This window comes from Bacillus sp. 01N45 (assembly GCF_056399205.1).
Window position 1 is genome coordinate 608,099 of record NZ_JBFTQW010000002.1, and the last position, 23,550, is coordinate 631,648.

The 23,550-nt window shown below is 31.5% G+C and carries 19 protein-coding genes and 1 pseudogene; 3 read left to right on the top strand and 17 right to left on the bottom strand.

Annotated features, from left to right (window positions below):
• Nucleotides 1-1,175 precede the first annotated feature (1,175 nt).
• The 4 genes and pseudogenes from AC1DMU_RS07350 to AC1DMU_RS07365 form a co-directional block, all read right to left on the bottom strand.
• On the bottom strand, nucleotides 1,176-1,358 hold the full coding sequence (locus AC1DMU_RS07350) for a hypothetical protein (protein WP_073540906.1): 183 nt from the start codon (nucleotides 1,356-1,358) through the stop codon (nucleotides 1,176-1,178).
• A 150-nt stretch (nucleotides 1,359-1,508) separates the two neighbouring features.
• Nucleotides 1,509-1,637 (bottom strand): annotated as a pseudogene (locus AC1DMU_RS07355) (D-alanyl-D-alanine carboxypeptidase); the annotation flags it as partial.
• A gap of 402 nt (nucleotides 1,638-2,039) precedes the next feature.
• Entirely contained in the window at nucleotides 2,040-3,017 is a 978-nt protein-coding gene (locus AC1DMU_RS07360; protein ID WP_088610471.1) for a DUF4179 domain-containing protein, read from the bottom strand.
• Between the two features lie 3 nt (nucleotides 3,018-3,020).
• The gene (locus AC1DMU_RS07365) at nucleotides 3,021-3,551 is read right to left on the bottom strand and encodes an RNA polymerase sigma factor SigX (RefSeq protein WP_088063405.1); all 531 of its coding nucleotides are present in this window, start codon (nucleotides 3,549-3,551) and stop codon (nucleotides 3,021-3,023) included.
• Between the two features lie 708 nt (nucleotides 3,552-4,259).
• Between AC1DMU_RS07365 and AC1DMU_RS07370 the strand changes: the two genes are divergently transcribed.
• Nucleotides 4,260-4,646, top strand: a complete 387-nt coding sequence (locus AC1DMU_RS07370) for a spore coat protein (RefSeq protein ID WP_088063404.1) — start codon at nucleotides 4,260-4,262, stop codon at nucleotides 4,644-4,646.
• A 365-nt stretch (nucleotides 4,647-5,011) separates the two neighbouring features.
• On the opposite strand, the gene AC1DMU_RS07375 is transcribed toward AC1DMU_RS07370, so the two are convergent.
• From AC1DMU_RS07375 to AC1DMU_RS07400, 6 genes are all read right to left on the bottom strand, one after another.
• The gene (locus AC1DMU_RS07375) at nucleotides 5,012-5,656 is read right to left on the bottom strand and encodes an HXXEE domain-containing protein (protein WP_088063403.1); all 645 of its coding nucleotides are present in this window, start codon (nucleotides 5,654-5,656) and stop codon (nucleotides 5,012-5,014) included.
• 8 nt (nucleotides 5,657-5,664) lie between these two features.
• A complete protein-coding gene (locus tag AC1DMU_RS07380) occupies nucleotides 5,665-6,246 on the bottom strand; it encodes a TetR/AcrR family transcriptional regulator (protein ID WP_088063432.1) in 582 nt (193 codons plus the stop codon).
• A 39-nt stretch (nucleotides 6,247-6,285) separates the two neighbouring features.
• A complete protein-coding gene (locus tag AC1DMU_RS07385) occupies nucleotides 6,286-7,488 on the bottom strand; it encodes an MFS transporter (protein WP_060488895.1) in 1,203 nt (400 codons plus the stop codon).
• 74 nt (nucleotides 7,489-7,562) lie between these two features.
• Nucleotides 7,563-8,612 (bottom strand): Gfo/Idh/MocA family protein, encoded by a 1,050-nt coding sequence (locus tag AC1DMU_RS07390; RefSeq protein WP_088063402.1) that lies wholly within the window; start codon nucleotides 8,610-8,612, stop codon nucleotides 7,563-7,565.
• Between the two features lie 17 nt (nucleotides 8,613-8,629).
• Nucleotides 8,630-9,490, bottom strand: coding sequence for an HAD-IIB family hydrolase (locus AC1DMU_RS07395; protein WP_088063401.1), 861 nt, complete (start codon nucleotides 9,488-9,490; stop codon nucleotides 8,630-8,632).
• On the bottom strand, nucleotides 9,477-10,802 hold the full coding sequence (locus AC1DMU_RS07400) for a DegT/DnrJ/EryC1/StrS aminotransferase family protein (protein WP_088063400.1): 1,326 nt from the start codon (nucleotides 10,800-10,802) through the stop codon (nucleotides 9,477-9,479). The genes AC1DMU_RS07395 and AC1DMU_RS07400 overlap by 14 nt, the downstream gene beginning before the upstream one ends.
• Before the next feature lie 98 nt (nucleotides 10,803-10,900).
• Here AC1DMU_RS07400 and AC1DMU_RS07405 point away from each other — a divergent pair, with 98 nt between their 5' ends.
• Nucleotides 10,901-11,890, top strand: a complete 990-nt coding sequence (locus tag AC1DMU_RS07405; protein ID WP_088063399.1) for a LacI family DNA-binding transcriptional regulator — start codon at nucleotides 10,901-10,903, stop codon at nucleotides 11,888-11,890.
• Nucleotides 11,891-12,064: 174 nt separating this feature from the next.
• Here the strand turns inward: AC1DMU_RS07405 and bla are convergent, their stop codons facing one another.
• Together bla and AC1DMU_RS07415 are read right to left on the bottom strand one after the other, a co-directional pair.
• Nucleotides 12,065-13,012: a class A beta-lactamase Bla1 gene (bla, locus tag AC1DMU_RS07410; RefSeq protein ID WP_370513124.1), complete on the bottom strand. Its 948-nt coding sequence runs from the start codon at nucleotides 13,010-13,012 to the stop codon at nucleotides 12,065-12,067.
• Nucleotides 13,013-13,219: 207 nt separating this feature from the next.
• Nucleotides 13,220-15,355, bottom strand: a complete 2,136-nt coding sequence (locus AC1DMU_RS07415) for a peptidoglycan D,D-transpeptidase FtsI family protein (RefSeq protein ID WP_088063397.1) — start codon at nucleotides 15,353-15,355, stop codon at nucleotides 13,220-13,222.
• Nucleotides 15,356-15,704: 349 nt separating this feature from the next.
• Here AC1DMU_RS07415 and AC1DMU_RS07420 point away from each other — a divergent pair, with 349 nt between their 5' ends.
• Nucleotides 15,705-17,426, top strand: a complete 1,722-nt coding sequence (locus tag AC1DMU_RS07420) for a peptidoglycan D,D-transpeptidase FtsI family protein (protein WP_088063396.1) — start codon at nucleotides 15,705-15,707, stop codon at nucleotides 17,424-17,426.
• A 46-nt stretch (nucleotides 17,427-17,472) separates the two neighbouring features.
• Here AC1DMU_RS07420 and AC1DMU_RS07425 read toward each other — a convergent pair whose 3' ends face one another.
• From AC1DMU_RS07425 to AC1DMU_RS07445, 5 genes are all read right to left on the bottom strand, one after another.
• Nucleotides 17,473-18,300 carry an anti-sigma factor gene (locus tag AC1DMU_RS07425; protein WP_088063395.1) on the bottom strand — a complete coding sequence of 276 codons (828 nt, stop codon included), beginning with the start codon at nucleotides 18,298-18,300 and terminating at the stop codon, nucleotides 17,473-17,475.
• Nucleotides 18,290-18,823: an RNA polymerase sigma factor gene (locus AC1DMU_RS07430; RefSeq protein WP_060488847.1), complete on the bottom strand. Its 534-nt coding sequence runs from the start codon at nucleotides 18,821-18,823 to the stop codon at nucleotides 18,290-18,292. Before AC1DMU_RS07430 ends, AC1DMU_RS07425 begins: the two co-directional genes overlap by 11 nt.
• Nucleotides 18,824-19,421: 598 nt before the next feature.
• Complete coding sequence (locus tag AC1DMU_RS07435; RefSeq protein ID WP_088063393.1) at nucleotides 19,422-21,392, bottom strand: penicillin-binding transpeptidase domain-containing protein; 1,971 nt, start codon at nucleotides 21,390-21,392, stop codon at nucleotides 19,422-19,424.
• A gap of 655 nt (nucleotides 21,393-22,047) precedes the next feature.
• Nucleotides 22,048-22,770, bottom strand: a complete 723-nt coding sequence (locus tag AC1DMU_RS07440) for a thioesterase II family protein (RefSeq protein ID WP_088063392.1) — start codon at nucleotides 22,768-22,770, stop codon at nucleotides 22,048-22,050.
• Nucleotides 22,757-23,461 (bottom strand): 4'-phosphopantetheinyl transferase family protein, encoded by a 705-nt coding sequence (locus tag AC1DMU_RS07445; protein WP_088063391.1) that lies wholly within the window; start codon nucleotides 23,459-23,461, stop codon nucleotides 22,757-22,759. Before AC1DMU_RS07445 ends, AC1DMU_RS07440 begins: the two co-directional genes overlap by 14 nt.
• Between the last annotated feature and the right edge of the window lie 89 nt (nucleotides 23,462-23,550).

Here is a 23,550-nt window from a genome sequence, read left to right on the forward strand (position 1 = left end):
GAGAACTAATTATTTCTTTTTTTATAATAAGAAAGGAAATTTATTATCATATTAATTAAACATATAAAGATAAATGAGTACTTAAAAATAGTACTTTTATAGTTTCCAAAAAACAAAAATAGTATAGCTAAAAGTGATAGTATGCTAATAATTAAATGATACATATATTGAGACTGTTTCTTCATTAATCATTCCCATTATTTATTTAATATGATAATATACAGATTATATATTATCATAGAAGAAATTAAAATAAATAGAATATGCCTAATTGCATATCTAAATAGCGAAATACCACCACATACCTCATTAGCTTAAGAAAAAATAAGCAGACTTTTCAAAGGAATCACCTGTAGATAAAGAAAATTTTTATTTAGGGGGTATTTCAAAACCTTTGCTTGATAGCGATGGGGTAGCACCACATGCCCATCAAGTTAAGGAGACGAATTTCCCCAAAAATGAAAAAACCGTTATTCTTTCAGTGAAATACTTGAAAGGATAACGGTTTTTATGGTTCTCTCGCTTTCTGAATAAGCCCGTTGAATATGAATAACTGAGATATGTTTCACTCTTAAAATCACTGAATTACTTTTGAACTAGCACTAGGTCTAGCCAGGGTTTCGCCTCATTGTACAAAATTGGATTGTTTTGCGGCGTGTAGTAGGTAAGGATTGCAACTGCCTGTGATACGACCCATCCGCGGGCCCTTGCCAATGTAGCATCGTCCGTACGGATAGCATCAATTTTGATATTCATGAACCATTGGTTTCCTTTCACTCTTGTGCATGGTATCTTTCCTCCTTTAAATTTTTTATTTCTTTATTTAGTTGTTATGCAATATGTGATACACCTATATCAAAGATGTTAAACCTAAATCATCAAAAATTTCACACAATATATTATTAATATTTTCGAATATAAAAATAATGTCACAAGAACTTTTCTTTGATAAAAGCGTTACAATAACGATTTGTTTGGAAGACAAGTTCATTGTCTTATAGAAAACTTCTATTTAGAAAAAGTTAAACAGGGAGTACAAGATACTTCTTTGATTTAATTAAATCAAAGGAAAATAAAAAAACACTCCTTTTCAAAGAGTGCTTTTAAAAAATATATAATCTAATAAGAGACTAAATGTACAAACCTTGTATAAAAGATGATTTTATAGCATCTTTTTAATACCCATGTCCACCTTGCCAACCACCATGTCCGCCTTGCCAACCACCGTGTCCGCCTTGCCAACCACCGTGTCCGCCTTGCCAACCACCGTGTCCGCCTTGCCAACCACCGTGTCCACCCGGCCAACCACCATGTCCACCTTGCCACCAGCCTGCATAGCCTTGTCTCTGTGAGTTCATTCCTTCGCATCCCTTCTTATTAAAAACTCAAATACTGCAACTGGGTATTCTCTAAATATAATTATGTATCCCAAAAATAAATGTATCCGCAAACATCTCGATTATTGGTAAAGTAATTATCTAATAAAAAAAGCATTTATCATTGCAAAACTAAGCTCTATTGTTTTTTACTTTTCCTAAAACAATTTTTGCTATTTCGTTAGCATATTTTTTAAAGTCAAATCCATCATAGTTACTTAGTATTGCTACAGATAAATATTCCTTTTGAAACCGCATAAAGGGGTACCATCACATGCCCGTCAAGCTAAGATTTTAAAATAACCCCAAAACGAAAAAATGAGCTTTTTTGTCACAAGTTAGCACAAAATTTCGTTTTGTGGTGACTTGTTTTCTTAAGTTGATGGCGATGGGGTCACCATATCAAAAAAAGAAAATTGTACGTTTAGACATATTTTAGATACAAAATAACCGATTCCTTATATGTTAAGGAACCGGTTATTTATTTTCCTACTGTTTTAGGGAGTTTTTTCTTGTAATGATCTTTTATTTATGATTTAAGGTTATAAACTTAAATCATAAATAAAAGATAGAGTAAAAACTGTATAAGAAATAAATGTAACGAAAACAAGAAAACATATAAACTGAGCATTAGATACATATTGTTCTATTCTTTTTTTCATTTTAATTAGTTTTATTTATCAAATGTGAAGTATCAATTTGAAATTGACCTTTCCAAGATCCAATTACTTTTCCAATTCTATTTATATTTACATCTAAAGTAAGGGGCTGTTTAAACTCGTCTCTTCCTTCATTAACTATAACAAATGTAGAAACACCTTCGGGTCTATCATTATCACGAATACCTATATCATTTAATTTTTTACCTGCTGCCATAAGTTCAAAAGGAAGATGATCATCTGAATCATGGATAAATGATAGTCTCCCATCATTTTTAATCTCAGGGTTTTCCTCTTGTTGCCCATTAATTTTACCATCACTTGCGAGCTCTAATCCTGATGTATCAAATTCAAATGGTACTAAACTTCCGTCAGCTTTTTCCATTCTATAATGAACTGATATACGTAAATCTGATATATATAATTCTTTGAGATGTACAGTAATACCTTGATCTGTAATTTTTTCATCAATAGGAATATATTTACCATTCTTCATCATATCTTGTGTGACACCATTTTCATCTGTTATTCCTTCATTTACAACTTTATCATTTGTAATTGCATCAGAAAAATATGAGGCAACATTTGTAGCCGCCACTTGTACTTGTGGAATCATTGCTGTTGTGAAAAGTGCTCCTGCAGCTACTGCTGTATAAATGAAACGTTTTGATTTTTTACTCATGTTTGTAAATAGTCCCTTCTTCTGTTGTTTTTTATGATTTATATTAGAAACATTGTCTAGCTTGGAACGACTTTCAAATGTTTTCCATGCTTGTTCTACATCAATTTTGATTTCTTGTGGTGAATTTGAAGATTCTCCATCTAGCATTATGTTTTCCCAGTTGTTTAATTTACTGATTTCTACTAATAAATCTTGGCATGCTTCACATGTATCTAGGTGCTTTGTGAATTCCTTTCTTGTATCATGAGAAAGTTCTCCATCAATATATGTTTGAATAAATCCGATATCATAACATTTCATTTGTTACGCCTCCTCTATTTGTTTATAAATCTTGCGGAATTTCATTTTGGCTCGGACTAATAATGTTCCAATAGAAGATATTTCAGTTTGAAGTATTTCTGCAATTTCTTTATATTGAAAACCAGAGAATTTCATTAGTAAAAGGGTTCGTTCTCGATCATTCATTTTATTTAGTATTGTTTGGACCTTTGTAATCTCTTCTTTTCTTATCCAATCATCGTCTAATGATGAAACATTTTGTACTTCATGGTATTGTATTTCTTTATCAATCTTCGCTTGATACCTTTTTTCAGATCGCAAATGGTTATAAGCTACATAGGTAGAAGATTTAATCAACCATCCCGGTATGTTTTCAATTACTTTCCAATCGCTACGATATAATTGTAAAAATACTTCTTGTGCTAACTCTTCAGCGATAGATTGATTTTTAACAATCCATATGATCTGTTTTAAAGCGTAAGCATAGTACTGCTTAAATAAATCTTCAAAATTCATATCAGAAGCAGGACTTTCTTCATTTTCTATTGTTAACATGTTAGTTTAAACCTCACTTTCAATTTGATGCCTATATTATAGAGAAACCAGAAAAACGGATTTTGTGACAGTTTTTCTGATTATTTTTTTGTTATGTACTAAAAAAGCATTCATCTTATTAAAAGATAAATGCCAAAAGGGATATGAAAACATAAAACTATAATTATAACTTTTGCAGTAGTTTTCTATTAATGTAAAAGAAAACAGTTAGTTTGTTGTTTTTTCATTTTTTGTATGGTGGATAGTTTTTCTTCTGTTTCTATTGGTTTATTTTGATTCAAATTATCCCTCTCCCATTTTATTACGTACATCTTCTCAGAATTGTTCTTATTAACTGTAAAATAATTGCATAGCTACTATTGAGTCTAATACTTTATTTTAATAAAAACTATTTTATAATATGAAACCTCATGATTAGTCTACATTTTAATATTCAATAAATTAGAAAGATGAGGGATAAGGAACACTTTTAAATTAACTAGGTTTAGTCTAATACATTTTTTTAATGGGAACAAGAATGTGAGGAATCCCCAGAACGAAAATCTTATCGTTCTGGGGATATCCTTTAATTTTAACTTGATAGACATAGGTAAGACTCTTAATTTAGTAATTTGCGTAGTACAAGCCGTAACCAAATCTATTGATCTGACATACCATATGAAGGTAACTTTAAATCGATAAAAAAGTTGTAAAGGAGGTGAATATAAAGTGGCATCATTTGAAATTGGAGCAAGATCTCTTTTCAATTTTCGAAACCAACGTTTTTTCTTATTAGTTGAAGATGAAATTACAATTCCAGATAAAGGTGTAGAAATTGATCCAGTTAATATCTACGAAATTGACGAGCAAACTTTCAATCTTATCAGAGATGAAGGTGATACACCTATAATTGTACCAAGTGATGAATTTCCAACTGTACCACCTGGATTTAAATTAGAACGAAAATGTATTTTTACAGTCGATAATGCATACTTTGTAATCTATGATTTAGAAAATGGAACTGATAACAACGTCCTATTAAGAATCAGTGCAGCTTTATTTAACTCATTGAAAAATTCCGGTGTTCGTGAATGTGTACCTCAAAATTTCATTTAAGAACATAATTTGATTAAACCTCAAATGGAATACCCTTTGAACAATTTAACCCTTCGTAGTTTTCTACGAAGGGTTAAATTGTTATGTAAAAAGTTTTTTAAAATATTAGCAGTTTTTGGCGGTTCGGCAAATACAATTGCTAGTCCAAGTCAAGCAACCTAAGAAAAGCAAATGCCCAAAACGAGAAGATTAGCATCTCCAGGTGAAAATGTACAATTTTTTTTTGGGGGGCATTATGAAATTCTTAAGTTGATGGGCATGTGGCGCTAACCCAAAACACAAAAATCTCTATCAAAAAAAGAAAGGCGACTAAGCACCTTTCTTTTGTAATTCACTTGTACTCTCTTCAGCATCCAAAATCTGAATCACTTTAACGTAGCATTGTACGGACCTAATTGCTTTTTAGAAAAATAATGAATTGTCTCCTTATTTTTCAGTAACATATTTCCTTTTATAATTAAAAAATAGGTAGCTACTAGAAAATAGATTATCCCTAATATCCAATCCAAATTTGTAGCTAAATTGTGTAAAAGAACATATCTCATATATGCATAACCAATCGGAACATGTAGTAATACAACAGCACCTAATCCTGGGTTGTATATTGTTTTAGCTTTTATATTCGCAAAAATACCATGCCATATGAATTGAAAAAATCCCATTAAAATAGGTGCCAACCCAAGCCATATAATATTTGGAAAGAAAACCGGAAGTAAATAAAAAACATACGCAATCAAAATATTTATTACCATAGCAGATTGCGTATTTAATGGATAGCGATCTGGTATATCACTTTTAAATATAACTACATTAAATAGACCAGCGAAATAACCTGGCCAACGATACTCTTCAAATTGATGCACTAAAATGGCTACAAAGCTTAACGCTAACAGTACCTTTATTTCACTCATTTTCCCAAAATTCGCGACTAAATAACCTAAGACAACAATAGCCATAACTAACCCTACATCACACCAGTGCTTTCTAAAGAAACTAATCATCTCTATCACCCACTCTCTCAATTTTTATAAAAATAGCGTTCAAATAGAAAATCAATTTGCTTTTCTACAGGCTGTATTCTTATATCTGCCCCTGATTCAAGAATTGGCATCATTAATGCTGGAAGAAAAATGGATCCGAATATTTGCACCGTCATCATCATTAAAATTTCCTGATCCGTTTCATTTGTTATTTCACTCAAAATATTCTTCACTTTACTAAAACCGAGCCTCTTCAAAAAATCTCCATATTCGTATTGAGATGTAAATACCGTAGTTCCCATTGCAATAATTTTCCTAACTAACTCAGGGTATTGCCGAATTACCAGTACATAATCAAGTAAAAATATTTTTAATCTTTCTTTTGCTGGCACTTTAATATCATCTAAAATAGAAAAGGTGTCTTGAAAGCTAATTAATAAGATTTTAATTGTTTCACTAATCAATTTTTCTTTTGAGCCAAAATGGTAATTTACAAGCGCAATATTTGTATCCGACAATGCCACAATTTTTCTTATTGTTACACTTTCGAAGCCTTCGTCTTTAATGAACTCCAATGTTGTATTTACAGAATTTTTAACTTCATCAATCTTTTTGGAAATTCCAAATATAATTATCTTTTTCACATTTTAAAAATTTTTCTATAAATTTTTCATATTTTCTACTTTTTTGGCACTTTCATTACTGTAAGTGGAAATTTTTCTCATTTTTAAAATAATACAACCTAAACTAAATGCGAAAAGTGAAAATATCCCAAAAGTAACCTTTATAGTATTTAAGGACAGACTCCAGCTAATTAGAAAAGATACTAGTGCCCCCCCTAAACTGGCCGATGCAATAAATAAACTAGTCACTTCATCAATATTATTTTCCATAATACGGGAAGCTAAGATTAATGTTATTGGAAAAACACCCGCTATAACTAAACCAATAATGAAGATGATAAACAAATACATACCTGTACCTTGAACAAAGGGGAATAGAAATAATAGAATCACTAATGTAAAGCAACTAGATGTAATGTATGTCCAATAATTAAATTTATGAGCAAACTTACCTACAAGTATTCTTCCTATAACTATGGCTAGCCAAAAACAAGATATACTTACTGAACTGATTAATTCATTATTGGTAAGAATCATTATTGTAGATAAAAAATTTGCAAGATTGGTTTCTATGCCTGCATATAAGAATGCAAAAAGTGAAATAAATACTATAACTTTCATCTTTTCACTTTTAAATTTAAGAGTGAATGAGGAAAGGGATGCTCCTCCCTTTTCATTTTTTTGAGGAGAAAAATTTAGAAATTTTGTACGTCCAAGCATGTACCAAACAAATAGTGTAAAAATAAAGAATAGTAATATCCCATAAAGAATAAAATACCATTCATAAAATTTTGTAATATAATTAACTAGTAACGGAAATCCTAGCGCCCCAACCCCAAACCATACTTCGAGAATACTAAATTTAGCAGCACTATTCCTTTCTGCTGAAATAATAAAGGAACCCACCGTAGTTTCTAACAAACCTGCTCCATAGCCTAATACAAAGCAAATAACGGCTAAATATGCCCATTCTTTAATATATATAAAACCTCCTAGGACGATGGACATTACTAAAACACCTAATGTTATTGTTTTAAAATAATGATACTTTCTTACTAGTATGGGTGAACTTAGAACACCAAATAAAAAACCCGTAAATTGAAAAAATATTAAAACACCTAATTGATCAGGAGTTCTTCCATAATATTGTATTAATGAAGGAATTAAACTACCTATGCAAACATGTATTATTCCTACAATAAAATAAAACAAGCAACCATAATAAAATATTAACCGCACCTTTTCTCAACTCCAATCCAAAATAAAAACAGGGATTTAAGTAAAAGTTTTAAACCCCTGTTTTTACCATAAAACTAAATAGTTGCTACAGATCGTTCTTTATTACTACTGCTTTTATCAAAAAACATATCCAATATTACTTGTGAACGAAATCCATCTTCAAATGTTGCTACAGACTTATTTTGCCCACCTTCCGCAGCCTTAGCCCATTCTATAATTTCACTTCTAAAAGAATCAGACCATTCAAAAATCTCGTTTTCTGGATCGACTAGTAAAGGTAATGGTAACGGGATTTCATGTTTTTCCAATCCATCAAAGAGTATATATTTATTTGGCTCTTTAGAAGAATACTTATATTCTTTCTTCGTACCTATTACCTCTATACTAAAACCACAATCGTCAAGAAATGAACTTTTAGATGTTGTAATATTAACAAAAACCTTATTTTTCAATTGGCCATAAACCTCAGCATAGTCATCAACAAAAACTGGTTTACTTTCTTTTTCCTTAACATTTGTTTTAATTTTAGTTCGAACAGTATCCTCTCTGAAATCACTCTCAAATAAAAACCATAATAAATCTATTAGATGAATTCCTAAATCTCCCAAGGCCCCGCTAGTTCTATTACTTTGAAAATCATCTCGCCAAGTAAACGAAGTTCTCCTAAAAGCGCTATTCTTTTTAAAATGCAATCTTACCACTACTATTTCCCCTAATTCTTCATTTTGAATTAATTGTTTTAAAGCCTTAACATAAGAAAGGTGGCGATAGTTAAACCCCATTGAAGCGACTAAATTAGTATTTTTTGCTATTGTCATCATGTATTTTGCTTCTTCACAAGAAATTGCCATTGGCTTTTCACATAACACATGTTTGTTTTTTAATAACGCTTGAACAGCTTGAGATCTATGACAAAAATTCGGTGAAGATATTATTACCCCATCAACTACTTCAAGTAACTCTTCATAGCTATTAAAAACCTTCCCACCAAAATTCCCTACCAACTTTTGGGCATTCTCATTATTAACATCATACACTCCAACTAATTTACAACTATCAACAGTTGATAATGCTCTAGAATGAGCTCTTGCAATACTTCCTGCACCTATAATCCCAATATTCATTATATGAACATCCCCTTTTAATTAATAATGTGCTTTAGAGTATTTAAAATTCCAATCGAGTATTCACCTTCAGCTAACATTGAGTGTGTGTTTTTGGCTTCTTCTGTTGCATTTTCTACTAAATAACCATGTCTTACAGCTTGTAGCATTCTTAAATCATTCCCACTATCTCCAAAAGCAATGGCATTTGTTTTATCTAGTTCGTACTTGTCTAAAATAAACTTCACTATCTCATCTTTACCTGTTCCAAGTGGAATAAAATCTACATCATAGCAATTTTCTGGATCACCAGCTAGTGGATTACATTTGTTAATATTAACTCCCACTTGGAATATTTCTCCGATTTCTTCTATCTTTTCTAAATTCTTTGCATCAATAAATTCATTTTGCTCTTCATAATAAAAATTAAATTTGTACTTAGAACTTCCTAATTGTGTCTGAGGTCTTAAAAAAATTTCATATTTTGATTCTAGCAATTTAAGAATTCTTTCAATCTTTGAAGAATCAAAACCACCCCCTATAATTCTCTCCTCCCAAATTTGATCATCTATAGTAGTCCCATTACTATCAAAGTACGTTATTTCTGTACCTAACCCACTCGCCACAAAATGAGGGAAATACTGAATACCACCCTTTTTCATTTTTTCAACAATTGATTCTAAACTACTTCCCGTTACCCAACCAATTACTAGATCCCCTTTACTTCCTTGTTCATACAAATACTTTTCTAACAATTTCATATTGCTTCTTTTAGAATCATCCATGTTATGAGGATAATAAGTTTCATCAAAATCACAGAACACTACATATTTAGGCTTTTTAACCTGTGGTAGTCTTTCAAAATTTAAAGACTTTAAAACTTCATTACTTATTGACATTGAATAATCCCTCCAAAACGAAATTTTGCTCTTCTAACATCATATTTGGGTGTAAAGGTAAATGTAATATTCCTTTATGAACTTGCTCTGTATTTAATATATTGTTTTGCAAATCATTTTCCTTTATCCACTTAGTATTTTGTTTATGAGATAATACCGGATAATAAATATCTGTTTCAATGTTATACATTTGGTACAATTTATTTTTCAACTCGTCTCTTCTTCCATTTTCAACTCTAATCGGAAAAAGGTGCCAGACATTATCTTCTGTCATCATAGGTAGCTTAATTAATTCTCTATCCTCTAATTCCTTTAAATCACGTATATATCGTTGAGCTAAATACGCTCTTTTTAAATTGTTATATGATAAGTACTTAATTCTTTCCAAACCAATAGCTGCTTGCAAATTATCAATTTTAGAATTGAATCCAAAGTCTAATACCTTTTTATTTTTTTTATCAATCTCAAATCCATGATAACTATATTGATTGCAACGAATTGCAAGAGTTTCATTATTAGTAACTATTGCACCTGCCTTACCACATACACCAAAATTCTTATATGGATTAAAACTAAGGACAATTATATCTCCATATTCTCCAAGATTTGAAGAACCAATAGCTTGACATGCATCTTCAATAACTGTTAATTGATATAGATCCGCAATTTCACGAATTTTTTTCATTTCACATTGTTTACCATACAAATGTACAGGTAAAATGCATTTAGTTTTTTTGGTTATAGCTTCTTCTATTTTAGATGGATCAATACAATAACTCTGCTGATCTATATCTACAAATATAGGTTTTGCTCCGACTGCTAACACGGCATTTTCAGTAGCAGCAAAACTATTAGCTGGCATAATTACTTCATCTCCCGGCTGAATACCAATAGATAACAATGACACCATAAGGGCATCTGTACCACTACTTGTTGCAATTACAAACTTTTTATTTAAATAATTTCCGATTACTTCTTCTAGCTTTTTTGAAAATGGTCCACTTGTAAATTGACCTGTCGGTAAGACATCTTTTAAAACTCCTATAATTTTTTCAACCTCATCTTGAGAAATCAACCGATTAACTGGCATAAATTCTATTTTCTGTATATTTTTTCTGCTATAATTGAAAATATCTTTTTCTATATCAATATCTATTTTCAATTTATTTTCCCTAAATAATTTCTCTTTCATCTTGTGATTCGGCAATATATTACTAATTTCAAATTCTTTTTCTTTTGTTTCCCCCTGTAGGCACTTTAATAAAGCTAAATTGTCTTTACTATGTCCAGAAATTGTAGTAAGAGTTTTCACGTTAAATCACCTCTAAGAAATTATTTTGAAAATCATGAGTAGACTATATTTTATGTTATCGATTACATGTCAACATTTTTTTTACGGAGGGTTTCTCTATGGTAACAATTAACGAAATAGCTAAATTATGTAATGTATCAAATGCTACGGTTTCAAGAGTTCTAAATAATCATCCATATGTAAATTCAGAAAAACGTGAGAAAATAATAAAAGTAATGCAAGAATTCAACTATACTCCTAGTTCTATTGCTAGGAATCTTAGGATAAATAAGACACAAACCATTGCTCTATCAATTCCAAATATAGATCATCCTTTTTTCGGAAAATTAGCTAGAGAAATTTCTAAAGAATTATTAAAACACAATTACAAATTGCTAATTTATCAGACTTTTTATGAGAAAAAAATAGAGCTAGAATTACTTTCATTACTAAAGAATAAAGCTGTAGATGGTGTAATTCTCGCATCCCTAGAAAATAGTTGGGAAAATATAGAGCATTATTTAGCATATGGGCCCATATTACTTTGTAATGAGTATGAGGAAAATGCACCTATTCCAATAATTTGTTACGATGAATTTGAGGCTGGATACAAAGCTGTTAAACATTTAATAAACAAAGATCATAAAAAAATTGGCTTTTGTTTTGATTCTCTTAATAGTCAAGCACAATTAAAACGCCAACAAGGATATTTGCATGCCTTAAAAGAAAAGCAATTACCATTCAATAAAAATTGGCTGTTTGGAGATGCAATTACTATTGAAGATGGATTTAGAATTTTTGAGAAATTAGATAAATTAAAAGATAGACCTACTGCATTATTTACTGGAAATGATCAAGTTGCTGCTGGAGTCATTAAAGGAGCTACTATAAAAGGATATTCTATTCCAACTGACTTAGCTGTTTGTGGTTATGATAATCAATTAATTTGTACAGTTACAACTCCAACAATTAGTACCATCGATATTCCAATTGTTGAACTGAGTAAACGTACCGTTAACGAGATTCTACTATATATAAATACAGATGAATCTATTAAACGTAAAATTATTGAATATCCTACAAACTTAATTATCCGTGAATCGACATAATTAAAACAAAAGTTTCTGCTTAAACTTATCTAATAAATAAAAATAAAAAGAGGACGTAAATAATAATGCGTCCTCTTTTTATATCAAATTAAATTAATCCATCAAAATGCTTTTCACATTAAAAAGAATCACTTTCCAAGTTCATATTTTATTACATAATGAATTGAGAGATTATCACTTAAGAGCCTTAACTATAACTTCAGTTGCCTCTGCAATGAGTTGATTATCATAAGTAGCTTCTTTCTCATCTTTACTAGATAAAATTGCGATAATAATTGGTGCTCTATTTGGCGGGCAAACGATAGCAATATCATTTCGTGTCCCATAACTTCCAGCACCGGATTTATCTGCAACTATCCAGTCAGTTGGTACGCCTGCACGAATTAGTTTGTCTCCTGTAGCATTTCCTTTCATCCACCCTGTAAAAATGTTACGTTTATGAACCGGAAGCACATTTCCGACCGTAAAGGCTTTCAGATTCGTAGCAATTGCTTTCGCTGTACTAGTATCACGAATGTCTCCTGGAATAGCCTCGTTTAATTCTGTTTCAAAGCGATCAGACATAGTAACCCGATCACCCATCTGTCTAAGCGCTTTTTCATATCCTTTTGGTCCGCCTATTTTGTTAAATAAAATGTTCCCTGCAGTATTATCACTGTTACGAACAGCAGCCTCAGCAATTTCTCCTAGTTTCATTCCAGTATCTACATGTTTCTCGGTAACAGGTGAATAATCCACTAAGTCTTCTTTCGTATAAGTAATAACTTCATTTAATTTCTCAGTAGAGTTTTGCTGTAGTAATACCCCTGCCGCTAACGCCTTGTAGGTTGATGCAAAGGCAAACCTTTCGTTAGGTCGATAAGAAATTGTTTGATTTGTACCAGTATCAATCGCATATACACCTAATCGTGCATCGAATTTTTTCTCAAGTTGAGAGAACTCTTTATACGTCGCCTGATGTTTATGCTTCACTTGTCCTGTCTTTTCTTTCGCCTCAACTTGCAATGGCCCTCCTTTAAAAGCTTCTAAGCTTGTAAGACTTAAACCTAATATACCAACGCATATACCTATTTTTAGCATCCTCTTGTTTTTCAAGATCATCATTCCTTTCAAATTCTTAATACCCTTTTATACGTACACATAATAGACAATCACCGAAACAAATCTGTTCCATAAACTTAAAAAACTTTATAACTAGTATCAGAGGTATTAACAAAATAAGTGATAGCAACTATGATCGCCACTATCGCTTATTTCACATCTCATCTTTTTACTTATTAGTGCCTTTATATATACAAGGGCTCTTCACCTGAGAAAAGTGCACAAATTTTACTCGTTTTGATTCGAAGCATCTATACCAGCAACTTCACCATTTATACGCTGCTTTTTCAAATCAAAGTATACATCTAAAACTTCTTTTCCAATTATAGAATTAATTCCACTTTTATCGTTATGAAGCCATGGAACTACTACAGAAAATGCTACTTCTGGATTATCATATGGAGCATATCCAACTAACGTTAAGTTGTAGCATTCCATACGTTCTCCTTTTGCATTTCTACCAATTGGATCATCTCCACCATATACAGTTTGAGCTGTCCCTGTCTTTCCTGCTGGTTTATATGGCGCGTTTTTGAAATACTTCACGCCAGTTCCATCACCTTCTTGGAATACCCATCTAAACCCTTCTTTTATCCGATCAATATGTTCTGTCTTCATATCAATTCGATTTAATACGACAGGCTCTATAGAGCGTATAACTTTGCCAACCTCTTCTTCTTTTATTGATTGCTCTCGTATTTCTTGTACAATTTGAGGTTGCATTCTATACCCCCCATTAGCAATCGTTGAAATATATTGCGCCAATTGCAACGGTGTATACGTATCATACTGCCCGATAGAAAAATCTAGTAAAAAACCAGGCTGACTATCTACTTTTCTAGTTTGTCCAATTATTTCATTCGGTAAATCAATACCTGTTGGAACTCCTAATCCAAATTGTTTAAAATAATAGCGCATCGTATCAAATGCTCCTTGTTTTATATCCAACGAACCATTTGGTACGTAATTAACTCCCGCAATTTTTAAAGCTGTCTGGAACATGTATACATTCGAAGATACTTGTAGCGCTCGTAAATCATTAATATTACCAAATCCGGATACATTCCACGATTTCTTAGCTTGTGTACCTTTAAATTTCATGGGTGCATCATAAAATTGATCTCCTGGCTGTATTGCCCCTGTCTCATATCCAGTTAATAAAGTTGCACCTTTTACAGCTGACCCTAGCTCATACGAAGTTGTCATGTTACCTAATGCCAAATCCTCAATCTCTAATTTCCCTTCTTTTTCTACAATCTTTTTGCCTGCCATAGATAGAATCTGTCCGTTATTTGGATTCGTCATGACGACAAAAGCTCGGTCCAACAGTGGCTCTGAACTCTTAAACGCTCTCAAATTTTTCTCTATACTTTCTTCCACTTTCTTTTGTAATTCCATATCAATCGTTAATGTTAAACTATTACCACTTTTTCCTTTAGAGATTATTTCTGTGTTTATAATGTTTCCTGATTTATCAGTAATGTTTTTCACTTCTTCTTTTGCACCGTGCAAGACATCTTCATATCGTTGTTCAATATAACTTTTTCCTACACGATCATTTCGGTTATATCCACGTACCAAATAAGAATCTAAGTTTTCTTTCGGTAATCCTTCTTCACTACTCGTAATATTACCTAACACGGAACGAAATAAATTACCATTTACATAATTACGTTCCCAATCAACTGTTGCATCTACTCCTGGAAACTCAGCAAGGTTTTCACTTATTCGCGCATACTCTTGATCTGTTACATCTTTTTTTATAATTTGTGGTGTTAGTTGATAACCTGAACTCATTTTGCTTTTAATAGCTAACACCTTTAAATCTTGTGCTGTTAATTCTGCCAATTCTAATTCTGTAACACGACTTCGTCTTAAGTCTTCTATTTTTTTATCTAACTCTTTTCCCTCTATTCCCTTATCTTTTAACTTTTTTATATCTTTTTTAGTAATCATTGTCTCCGCACGTTTCGTATTCAACTGCATCCAAAAATCTTTTTTATCGATATCTGTTAATTTATTTATATCTTGTTCAGACATTTCAAGCACTTTCGCTAAGTCTGTTGCTGTTTTTAAAATATCTTCATTAGTAATTCCCTTTACCCTTGTATACGTAATTGTGCGAAGAGATTTATTATTAACAACTGTTTTCCCTTCTCGATCTAGTATTTGTCCACGTGGAACTGGAATGCTAGTTGTTGCATTTTGACTGCTTTCTATTTGATTCTTATAAGCCTCTCCCTCTACGATTTGCACCTTTCCTAGCTGAACAATAATAGCTGAGAATAGTAAAAATATGCAAAGGAACATTATATTTAATCGAATAGATATATACGTCTTGTTCTTTCCTTTTTGATTCCCCATAAATCCTCCATTTAATTCCTTATATGTTACATACCGATGGCCGGTTATAAATATCGTTTCGACTTTTTTGCTAAATCCTTGTTAGCATTCATACCTTTTCGTTTAGCTACGTAATTCATAACTCTCCTTTCCTATTTTCTCTCTATTTTTTGTCGCTAGCATTAGAAATGCTAAACTATATACTGGCCCATATAAAACTTACACATAGATTTGCTAAAAACTTTTCATACTGATTATTCCTTTCTTCATGCTGTAATACTTAATAGACAATCTAAATAATAAAGTTGTTCCACATTTACAAAAAAAATAATTAACTATAAGATGAAATAAGCTAAAAAGGGAGGGTTTTATGTTACATACAAAAATAAAAAGATGGAGATTTATAGCGATTCTTTCTATTGTAGGTTTGATATTAATAATTTTGTTAAAAAGCCATTTCTTTTCAATTACTATCGAAACTTCTTCGGCCGAAAGAGGACAAATACTTGATCGAAATGGTGTAATACTAGCTACAAATAAGAAAGTTAAGTCTTTATATTGCACTTTTAATGATGAGAAGCTATCGAAACAAGATACAGCAAACACATTAGCTTTTTTCAATCAATTTTCAAGCGAATTTCAACATGACATTTCTACAGAGGACATAAAATCTCAATTACAACAATCTTGTAAAAAGCAGACTATGAATGATATACCGTTATACTCTGACATAACTGAGAATGAACTTGCATTCATAAACAAAAACAAACCCAATAATGTAATAATCAAAGATGAAGTGATTCGATATTATCCTAAACGTGAAATTGGTTCACAGGTAATTGGGTATGTAGAAAATGACCTTAATGTACCCGTTGGAAAAAGCGGGATTGAGCTGCAATATGAAAATGATTTAAAAGGAAAACCCGGAAAAACTCTTATTTTTAAAATGAATAATAAAAAGTTCTTATGGAACATTCAAAAAGTACAAAAAGGAAAAGATATCTGGCTAGCTTTAGACTCTAAGTTGCAGCAAAAAACAGAGGAAGCATTAAGATCTCAAATCAAGAAAATAACTGATGTTAATGCTGGTTATGTTGTGGTAACCGATGTGAAAACTGGCGCAATTTTAACTATGGCCAACTCAACAGTGTTTGATCCAAATACATTATATGAACAAGTATCATCTAAAAAAGAAAACATCAAATCACTTTCGCAAAATAAAGCAATTCAAAAATTAAAGTATGGTGAATCTTATGTAAATATGGCCTCAACTATAAAGCCACTTACTATTTTAATTGGATTAAACGAAAAGCTTTTTCAACCTGAAGATACTTATTTAGATAAAGGTACTTTTCAATATGATAATCAAAATAACATTACGAATGCACCTGGAACGCCAACAGGTGAGATTACACCGAGGCAGGCTATCATTAATTCATCTAACACATTTATGACAGCAAAAGTAGCTCTACCCTTATTCAACCAAAATAATGGGAATATAGAAAAAGTTGCACATATATGGACAGAGTATTTAAAGCAATTCGGCCTTCGTTCTAAAACTGGGATTGATTTACCTTTTGAAGAAGACGGACAATATGAATTTCATCCAACAAACAAGTTTGAAAATGGTATCTCCGCCTTATTAAATGCCTCTTGGGGAGGAAATGAAGTACACACTCCTCTTCAACTTGCTCAATATGCAGCAACTTTAGCAAGTAAAGGTGATAAATATAAACCTCAAATCGTAAGTGCTATTATTGATCAAAATGGTAAGGAAACAAAAAAGTTTAAACCAATTTTAGAAAGTTCAAATTGTTACCCGGTGAAATTTTGGAGTGTCGTGCAAGGTGGGATGAGCCAAAATATAGAGGAAATTAAAAACTTACCCTTTCATGTCGCAGGTAAAACAGGCATAACAGGTGCTCCGAATGAGCAAGAAAGAATGATAAACCATTCTCTTTTCATTGCATATGCTCCTACCGAAGATCCACAAATTGCCGTTTCTGTCGTTATTCCTGGTAGTAATTCAGAAAAAAACATTGCTGCTCTCGTTACATCAGAAATTTTAGAGTACTGGAATACTCTTCAATAAGAGAATAAAAACATAGAGGAAGGTTCATTAAAGTGAACCTTCCTCTTTACCATATAGAATCTATATTCGTTATTTTCCATTTACCTTCATGATCCCTTTCGAACATGAAAGAATATTTAATATCAGTTAAAACATACTCTTTTTGTACATATCCAGTATTACCGCTAATTGTCGATACTTTTATATATCCATTATTCTGCACTTTTTCTGGAATCCAAGCTTTTACCATTTCATTAGATACTTCATATAAAACTTGTGATTCTCGCTTTGGTTCAGCTAAAATTTTCGTTTTATTTCCAGTAACAGTTGCATATACATAATGCGCTTGCTTTGGTTCGTTACTTTCTGTCAATCCACTTGGTACTTTGTATGCTTGCTTTGAATCATTTGTAAATTCTCCCCCCATGGTAAGAGCAACTTGCAACTCATGAAAAATATCTTCATCAAATTTCAATTCATCCTTCTTATAACTCTTCCCTTTAAATAGAACTTCATCATTTAACGCTCTATACAAGTCATTTTCATTTTTTGAATTTGTACTTTGATATAATTCATTCATAAATTGTTTTAATGTTGGATCTTGAGCAGACTCATCTTTAGTTTTAGGCTTAATTTGTGTACTACTTTGGACCGGTGATTTATTATCATCAAGCCATGGTTGTTGAACGATAACAAATAACATTGTACAAACAAAAACAACTATAATTGGCAGAGCTTTTTTACGAAACGGTCTTTTATGTTTTACAGAATTCACTTCATTATTTTCATATATAGACTGCTTTATTTTAAAAATAAATTCTTCTTCATCTTTACGATTCTCCATTGGACCTTTTTTTAATTTACTATACCAGTCAGGATTTTTTTTATTGTTCATCACTACTACCCTCCCCTATTAATTTTGAAACCTTACTTCTCGCTCGGCTTAATCTAGATTTAACAGTTCCAATGGATACTCCCAGTGTTTCAGCCATTTCTTCATAAGATAATTCATATTTCGCGTCTAAAATTATTATTTCACGGTGTTTTTTAGGTAGTTTTAAGACAACATCCCACACTTCATTCATTTCCTCTTGCTTGAAAAACTCTCGTTCTGCCGATGGAGATTGCTTATCGTCACTAAAAAAACCTACTAATGATATCCTTTTAAAATAGGAGGATTTCAAATAGTTTATTGCTGTATTTCTTGTAATTTTTAATATCCACGTTTTAATAGATGACTCCTTTCGAAATGAATTCCAATTTTTAAATACCTTTATAAACACATCTTGCGTGATATCATCTGATAAGTGTGGATCTTTCGTAATAATAAATGAATAATTCCATACATCTTGCCAATAGTCTTTTATAACATAGTCAAGCTCATCATGAATACACTTTTCAATAAACGTCTCTTCCATTTCCACACCTCGAACTTATTTGAATAAAGATAAAACTGCCCTCACTTTTATTATGGTTTCAATATATAGACAAGATACAAGTTTCATTTGTTCCGTTCTTTATCTTTTTTTGATAAAAAAATCCTCCTAAAAATGTAAAGGTGTGCAATTACCTTCATAAAATAATCATCTATACATTCTTTTACATGACAGGCTCCGAAAAAACAAGTAAAGCATACAATGTTAAAAATACACTCATAAAAAATCTGATTATTATTTGTGCATTTCACGCAACACTCCACTTGTATCACCTTTTTTCTTAGAGCATACTTATTTGTGTGCTCTATTTATGTTTTACTAAATAACTGTTTTATTAAAGTTTAACCCCCCCTCACTTGTCCCTTTCAATTTGTTTTACTCTTCTATTTACTATTAGCAATACCAACCTTTCAAAAATGAAAACATAGATAAGTTATCATCTTTATTCAGCCACAACAAAAAAGCATTCTCGATTACGGAGAATGCTTTTTCGAAACTTAATTGTTCTTTGTATCGCTCAATTTATACCTTCGTGTTAAGCAAACAATGAATGTAGTAAAAGATTTCACCTTATAGTTACTTATTTTTTCTGAAAAACATGTTTTACTTTTTCCCCTGGAACGTTACTCCCCCCTCTTCCTTTTACATCTTCGATCATCATGGTAATGATCATGTCGGGCGCATTTGCATCAAAAGCTGCAAACCATCCAAGTTCTTTTCCGTCTGCTTCTTTCGACTCCTTCAGTTCTGCTGTACCGGTTTTACCAGCAAGAGTTATACCATCAACCTTAGCAATTCTCCCCGCGCCATCAGGGTCATTAATGACTTTTATTAATGCGCTCTTTAATATCTCTTGATTCTTTTTAGAAACCACATTTTCTTTCCAATTCCCCGCTACTTTTGCTTCTTTTAAAAGATGAGGCGACGGAATATTCCCTTCATTCACAATCGGTGCATATGTTAATGCTAAATGAAGTGGTGTCATTAATACTTGACCTTGTCCATATCCCGTGTCTGCTAGTTGAATATCATTTTTTATCCCATCTCTTGCAATGATTGAAATAGGAAATTCGTATTCGATTGGTAATTTTTCATGAAATCCGTATTTCTTAAATTCATTTACATACTGATCTTTTCCCATTTTCAAAGCTTGTTGAGCAAAATAAATATTATCAGAGTACTTCATTGCCTTATCAAAATCAATTGGACTAGCTTCCTTCACACGTGTTACATAATAATTTCCCCAAGATGAATCTTTTGCCCACTTTAATCCTTGAATTTTAAATTCTTCCTTCGGGTTTATAGTGTTTGTTTCCAAACCAATTGCACCAGTAATCGTTTTAAATACGGAACCTGGTACAAATGCTTGTGTGAAACGATTCATCATTGGTAGTTTCGAGTCGTTATTCCATGCTTCTCGTTGGGCTTTTGATGCTCCTCTAACTATTGTATTTGGATTATAAGCAGGGCTACTTACAAGTGCAATAGTTTCACCTGTTTTAGGATTGACCGCTGCACTAGATCCTGCTTCATTTTTCATCTCATTAAAGATTTTTTCTTGAATTGCAGCATCAATTGTTAACGTAACGTTTTCCCCTTCTTTTGCTTCTTTTTTTGCTACATTTTTAATCTCTTTTCCATTCTCATCTTCTATAAATACGCATCCACCTTTTTCGCCACGCAATTTATTCTCTAATACTTTCTCTAAACCTGTCTTACCTACTAAATCATCTGCTTGATACCCTTTTTTTTGAAGCGATTTTAACTCCTCTGCATTCACCTTTCCTATATAACCAGTTAAGTGTGCCGCCGCTTCTCCTAATGGATACGTCCGAATATTTACTGGGCGAGATGCAACTCCTTCTAATTCAATATAATCATTCTGTCTAGTTCCCTCTTTTAAAATACCAATTGGTACAAAGGAGTCTGGTTTTATCCATTTCGCTGTAAGCTTCTGATCGACCTCTTCTATAGACATATCAAGTAATTGTGCTACTATTTCTTTTGTTTGCGCTGCCGTTTCGCCTAGTTTCTCTGGAATAATTCCAACCTCAGTCGCTTTACCATTCGTTGCAAGAGCTTTCCCATTTCGATCATATATTTCTCCGCGTTTTCCTTGTTCTATTTGCATACGTACTTTGTAATCTTTTTTCATAGCTGGAAAAATGAAATCTGGTGTCCAATCTATTTTCCAAGATTCCTTTTCTCTCACGAGTTTTGCTTCATGGATAAATGAAACTGTTCCTCCATCCGTATCCATCTTAACTTCAAAAAGAAAAAGCTCTTTATCTTTAGCATTCTCTCCTTTCGTTTTAATTTTTAAATTCTTAACTCCAATTCCCTCATAGATTTTTTGATATTTCTCTGTGAAATCCTTTTTAGAAATCGTTTTTTTGGCACGCTCTGATAAATGATCATACATATTTGCAAATTTTTTATCATTCCATAAATTGATATATTCTTCAAATGTTTGTTTTGGCGGTTCGTTTTTATTACACCCTACCAACATAACTGCAAAACAAAAGAAAACCAGCATCCATAATTTTTTCAATTCAATCTTCTCCCTTTGTTAAAAATATTTATTCCTTTCTTGATATATTAAATAAAAAATGTTGTAACGCTTAATAGACAGTGTAAGTAATGAGATTGTTCCACATTTACAAAAAATTTCATTTACGCTTAAGTTGCATTGGAAGAGGAAAGTTTGTAAGCTTCTTGCAAACATAAGGAGCGAATATATTTAGCGAACGTTATAAGTATTAGTGTTGTTTTAAAAAATTCATTTAAAATACCTTTTAATTCGTTTTCGTCGATATTATCTTTATAGATTTTTGATACAAAAAATAGAATCCTTATAGTAAGGATTCTACAGTAGAAAATGATAGATTTATTTTTCTTAGCCTGATGATTTGGGCTTTTAAAGTACATAGTACTTACAATTAGCATTATAAGCAAGATCCGCTACTTGCATCGATTAACTCATCAGTTATCCAATGACTGTCTGATGAAGAAAGAAAACTTCACCTTCAGGTAAAGTCAACTTAAACTAAAGTTACTTCATATATTTCACTTAAAATTCCATCAACACCTACCTTTAAATAGTTCGTTTAAACTGCCCTGCCTTTGTTCAAAGATATTTCAGCAATGCCTGTATTTTTCATCTTTAATATTTTTGTTTCTTAGCCATGAGTATAGTTAGAAAATCTCTAAAAACTATTTGATAATCTTTTAGAATCTAACTTTCTTATAATACTATTTGCTATTTCTTCAATATTTTCATTTAGAAAGAAATGATTACCTTCAAAAGAATGAAAAGTACACGTTTTACTTGTGTATTGCTTCCATTTTATTACTTGATCATATGTAGTAAACTCATCCTTTTCCGCATTAAATATAAGAAAATCAATATCACATGGTTGTGTATTATTGTCATGAATATATGTCTCGACAATTTTAAAATCTGCTCTTAGAATAGGTAGAAAAATCTCTATTAATTCTTCTGATTCAAGTACCCCAGATGGTGTACCTCCCATTGCAATAACTTCTCTTTTAAATTGTTCATTAGAAAGATTATGTCGAATATTTTTTATTTTACTATTTGGATGATTTCTACCGGACAAAACAAGAAATTTAGGCAACACATTTTTAGAATCTTGTATTTTTCTAGCTACTTCATAGGCAATCAAACTTCCCATACTATGCCCAAATAAAATATATGGCGAATCATCTATCTGCATAACGATATTATTATAGACATCATTCACCACCTCTTCCATACTTTGGTGCAAACTTTCTTCAATTCTATATCCTCTACCAGCTAACTCTATCGGGACTACCTCAATATATGGATTAAAGTAATTTTTCCATTTTGCGTAACTAAACGCAGATCCCCCAGCATGTGGAAAGCAAAAAAGTTTAGTCTTCTGCATTGATTTTCTCCTTACTTTCAAATTTGTATATATTTTGGAAAATTGTATAAATGTCTTTAATTATTATCTCTTGTGGAAATTCATCTCTTGTTGCACAAGCAGATAACTTATAATTTGGATCAATGTTATATTGTTTAAAGTAAAAGTTTTTAGGTATATTCTTGTATGAAATTAAAGTTCGTGACTCTTTTTTTATAGAGAATGAATTTAACGGGATATAAAGCCCTTTTCCAATCGTTTTGATATAACTTTCTTTTAATGTCCATAAATCATAAAAATAATTAATTTGTTCATCAGAATTCATATTAGATATTTCATAAAATTCTTCCTCTGAAAAAAATTCATGTGCTAATTTAAAAGCCTCTATTTCTGAAACTTTTTCTATATCAATACCCACATTAAAATTAGCAGTAGTACAAACCACCCATTCTCCTGAATGTGACAAATTAAAATGAAAGTCAGAAAAATTTTCAACAAAAGGTTTTCCAAACTCATTATATATAAATCTAATTTCTTCATTATTAATTTTATACTTTTGGCAGATTAGAGATCGGATTAGTAAATCTCCTATCAGGGTCCTATTAATGTCGCATGAATTTAATAAACGCTTCATTCGTTCTTTCTTCTCATTTGAAACTAAGTTACTAAGTTGCTTAAACAAATGACTTTCAATATTCTTTGGTATTTTCACAGCTTGAATTTGTATGATAAATCACTTCCTTTTTTAAAGAATTACTTCATATATGAACGTTACAGAAATTCAAATTCACTTTATTAAAT

What these genes read in the sequence shown, in the direction of transcription:
- AC1DMU_RS07350 (WP_073540906.1), bottom strand. Translation starts at nt 1,358, where the DNA reads ATGAACTCACAGAGACAAGGCTATGCAGGCTGGTGGCAAGGTGGACAT.
- AC1DMU_RS07360 (WP_088610471.1), bottom strand. Translation starts at nt 3,017, where the DNA reads ATGAAATGTTATGATATCGGATTTATTCAAACATATATTGATGGAGAA.
- AC1DMU_RS07365 (WP_088063405.1), bottom strand. Translation starts at nt 3,551, where the DNA reads ATGTTAACAATAGAAAATGAAGAAAGTCCTGCTTCTGATATGAATTTT.
- AC1DMU_RS07390 (WP_088063402.1), bottom strand. Translation starts at nt 8,612, where the DNA reads ATGAATATTGGGATTATAGGTGCAGGAAGTATTGCAAGAGCTCATTCT.
- AC1DMU_RS07395 (WP_088063401.1), bottom strand. Translation starts at nt 9,490, where the DNA reads ATGTCAATAAGTAATGAAGTTTTAAAGTCTTTAAATTTTGAAAGACTA.
- AC1DMU_RS07405 (WP_088063399.1), top strand. Translation starts at nt 10,901, where the DNA reads ATGGTAACAATTAACGAAATAGCTAAATTATGTAATGTATCAAATGCT.
- AC1DMU_RS07415 (WP_088063397.1), bottom strand. Translation starts at nt 15,355, where the DNA reads ATGGGGAATCAAAAAGGAAAGAACAAGACGTATATATCTATTCGATTA.
- AC1DMU_RS07420 (WP_088063396.1), top strand. Translation starts at nt 15,705, where the DNA reads ATGTTACATACAAAAATAAAAAGATGGAGATTTATAGCGATTCTTTCT.
- AC1DMU_RS07425 (WP_088063395.1), bottom strand. Translation starts at nt 18,300, where the DNA reads ATGAACAATAAAAAAAATCCTGACTGGTATAGTAAATTAAAAAAAGGT.
- AC1DMU_RS07430 (WP_060488847.1), bottom strand. Translation starts at nt 18,823, where the DNA reads ATGGAAGAGACGTTTATTGAAAAGTGTATTCATGATGAGCTTGACTAT.
- AC1DMU_RS07440 (WP_088063392.1), bottom strand. Translation starts at nt 22,770, where the DNA reads ATGCAGAAGACTAAACTTTTTTGCTTTCCACATGCTGGGGGATCTGCG.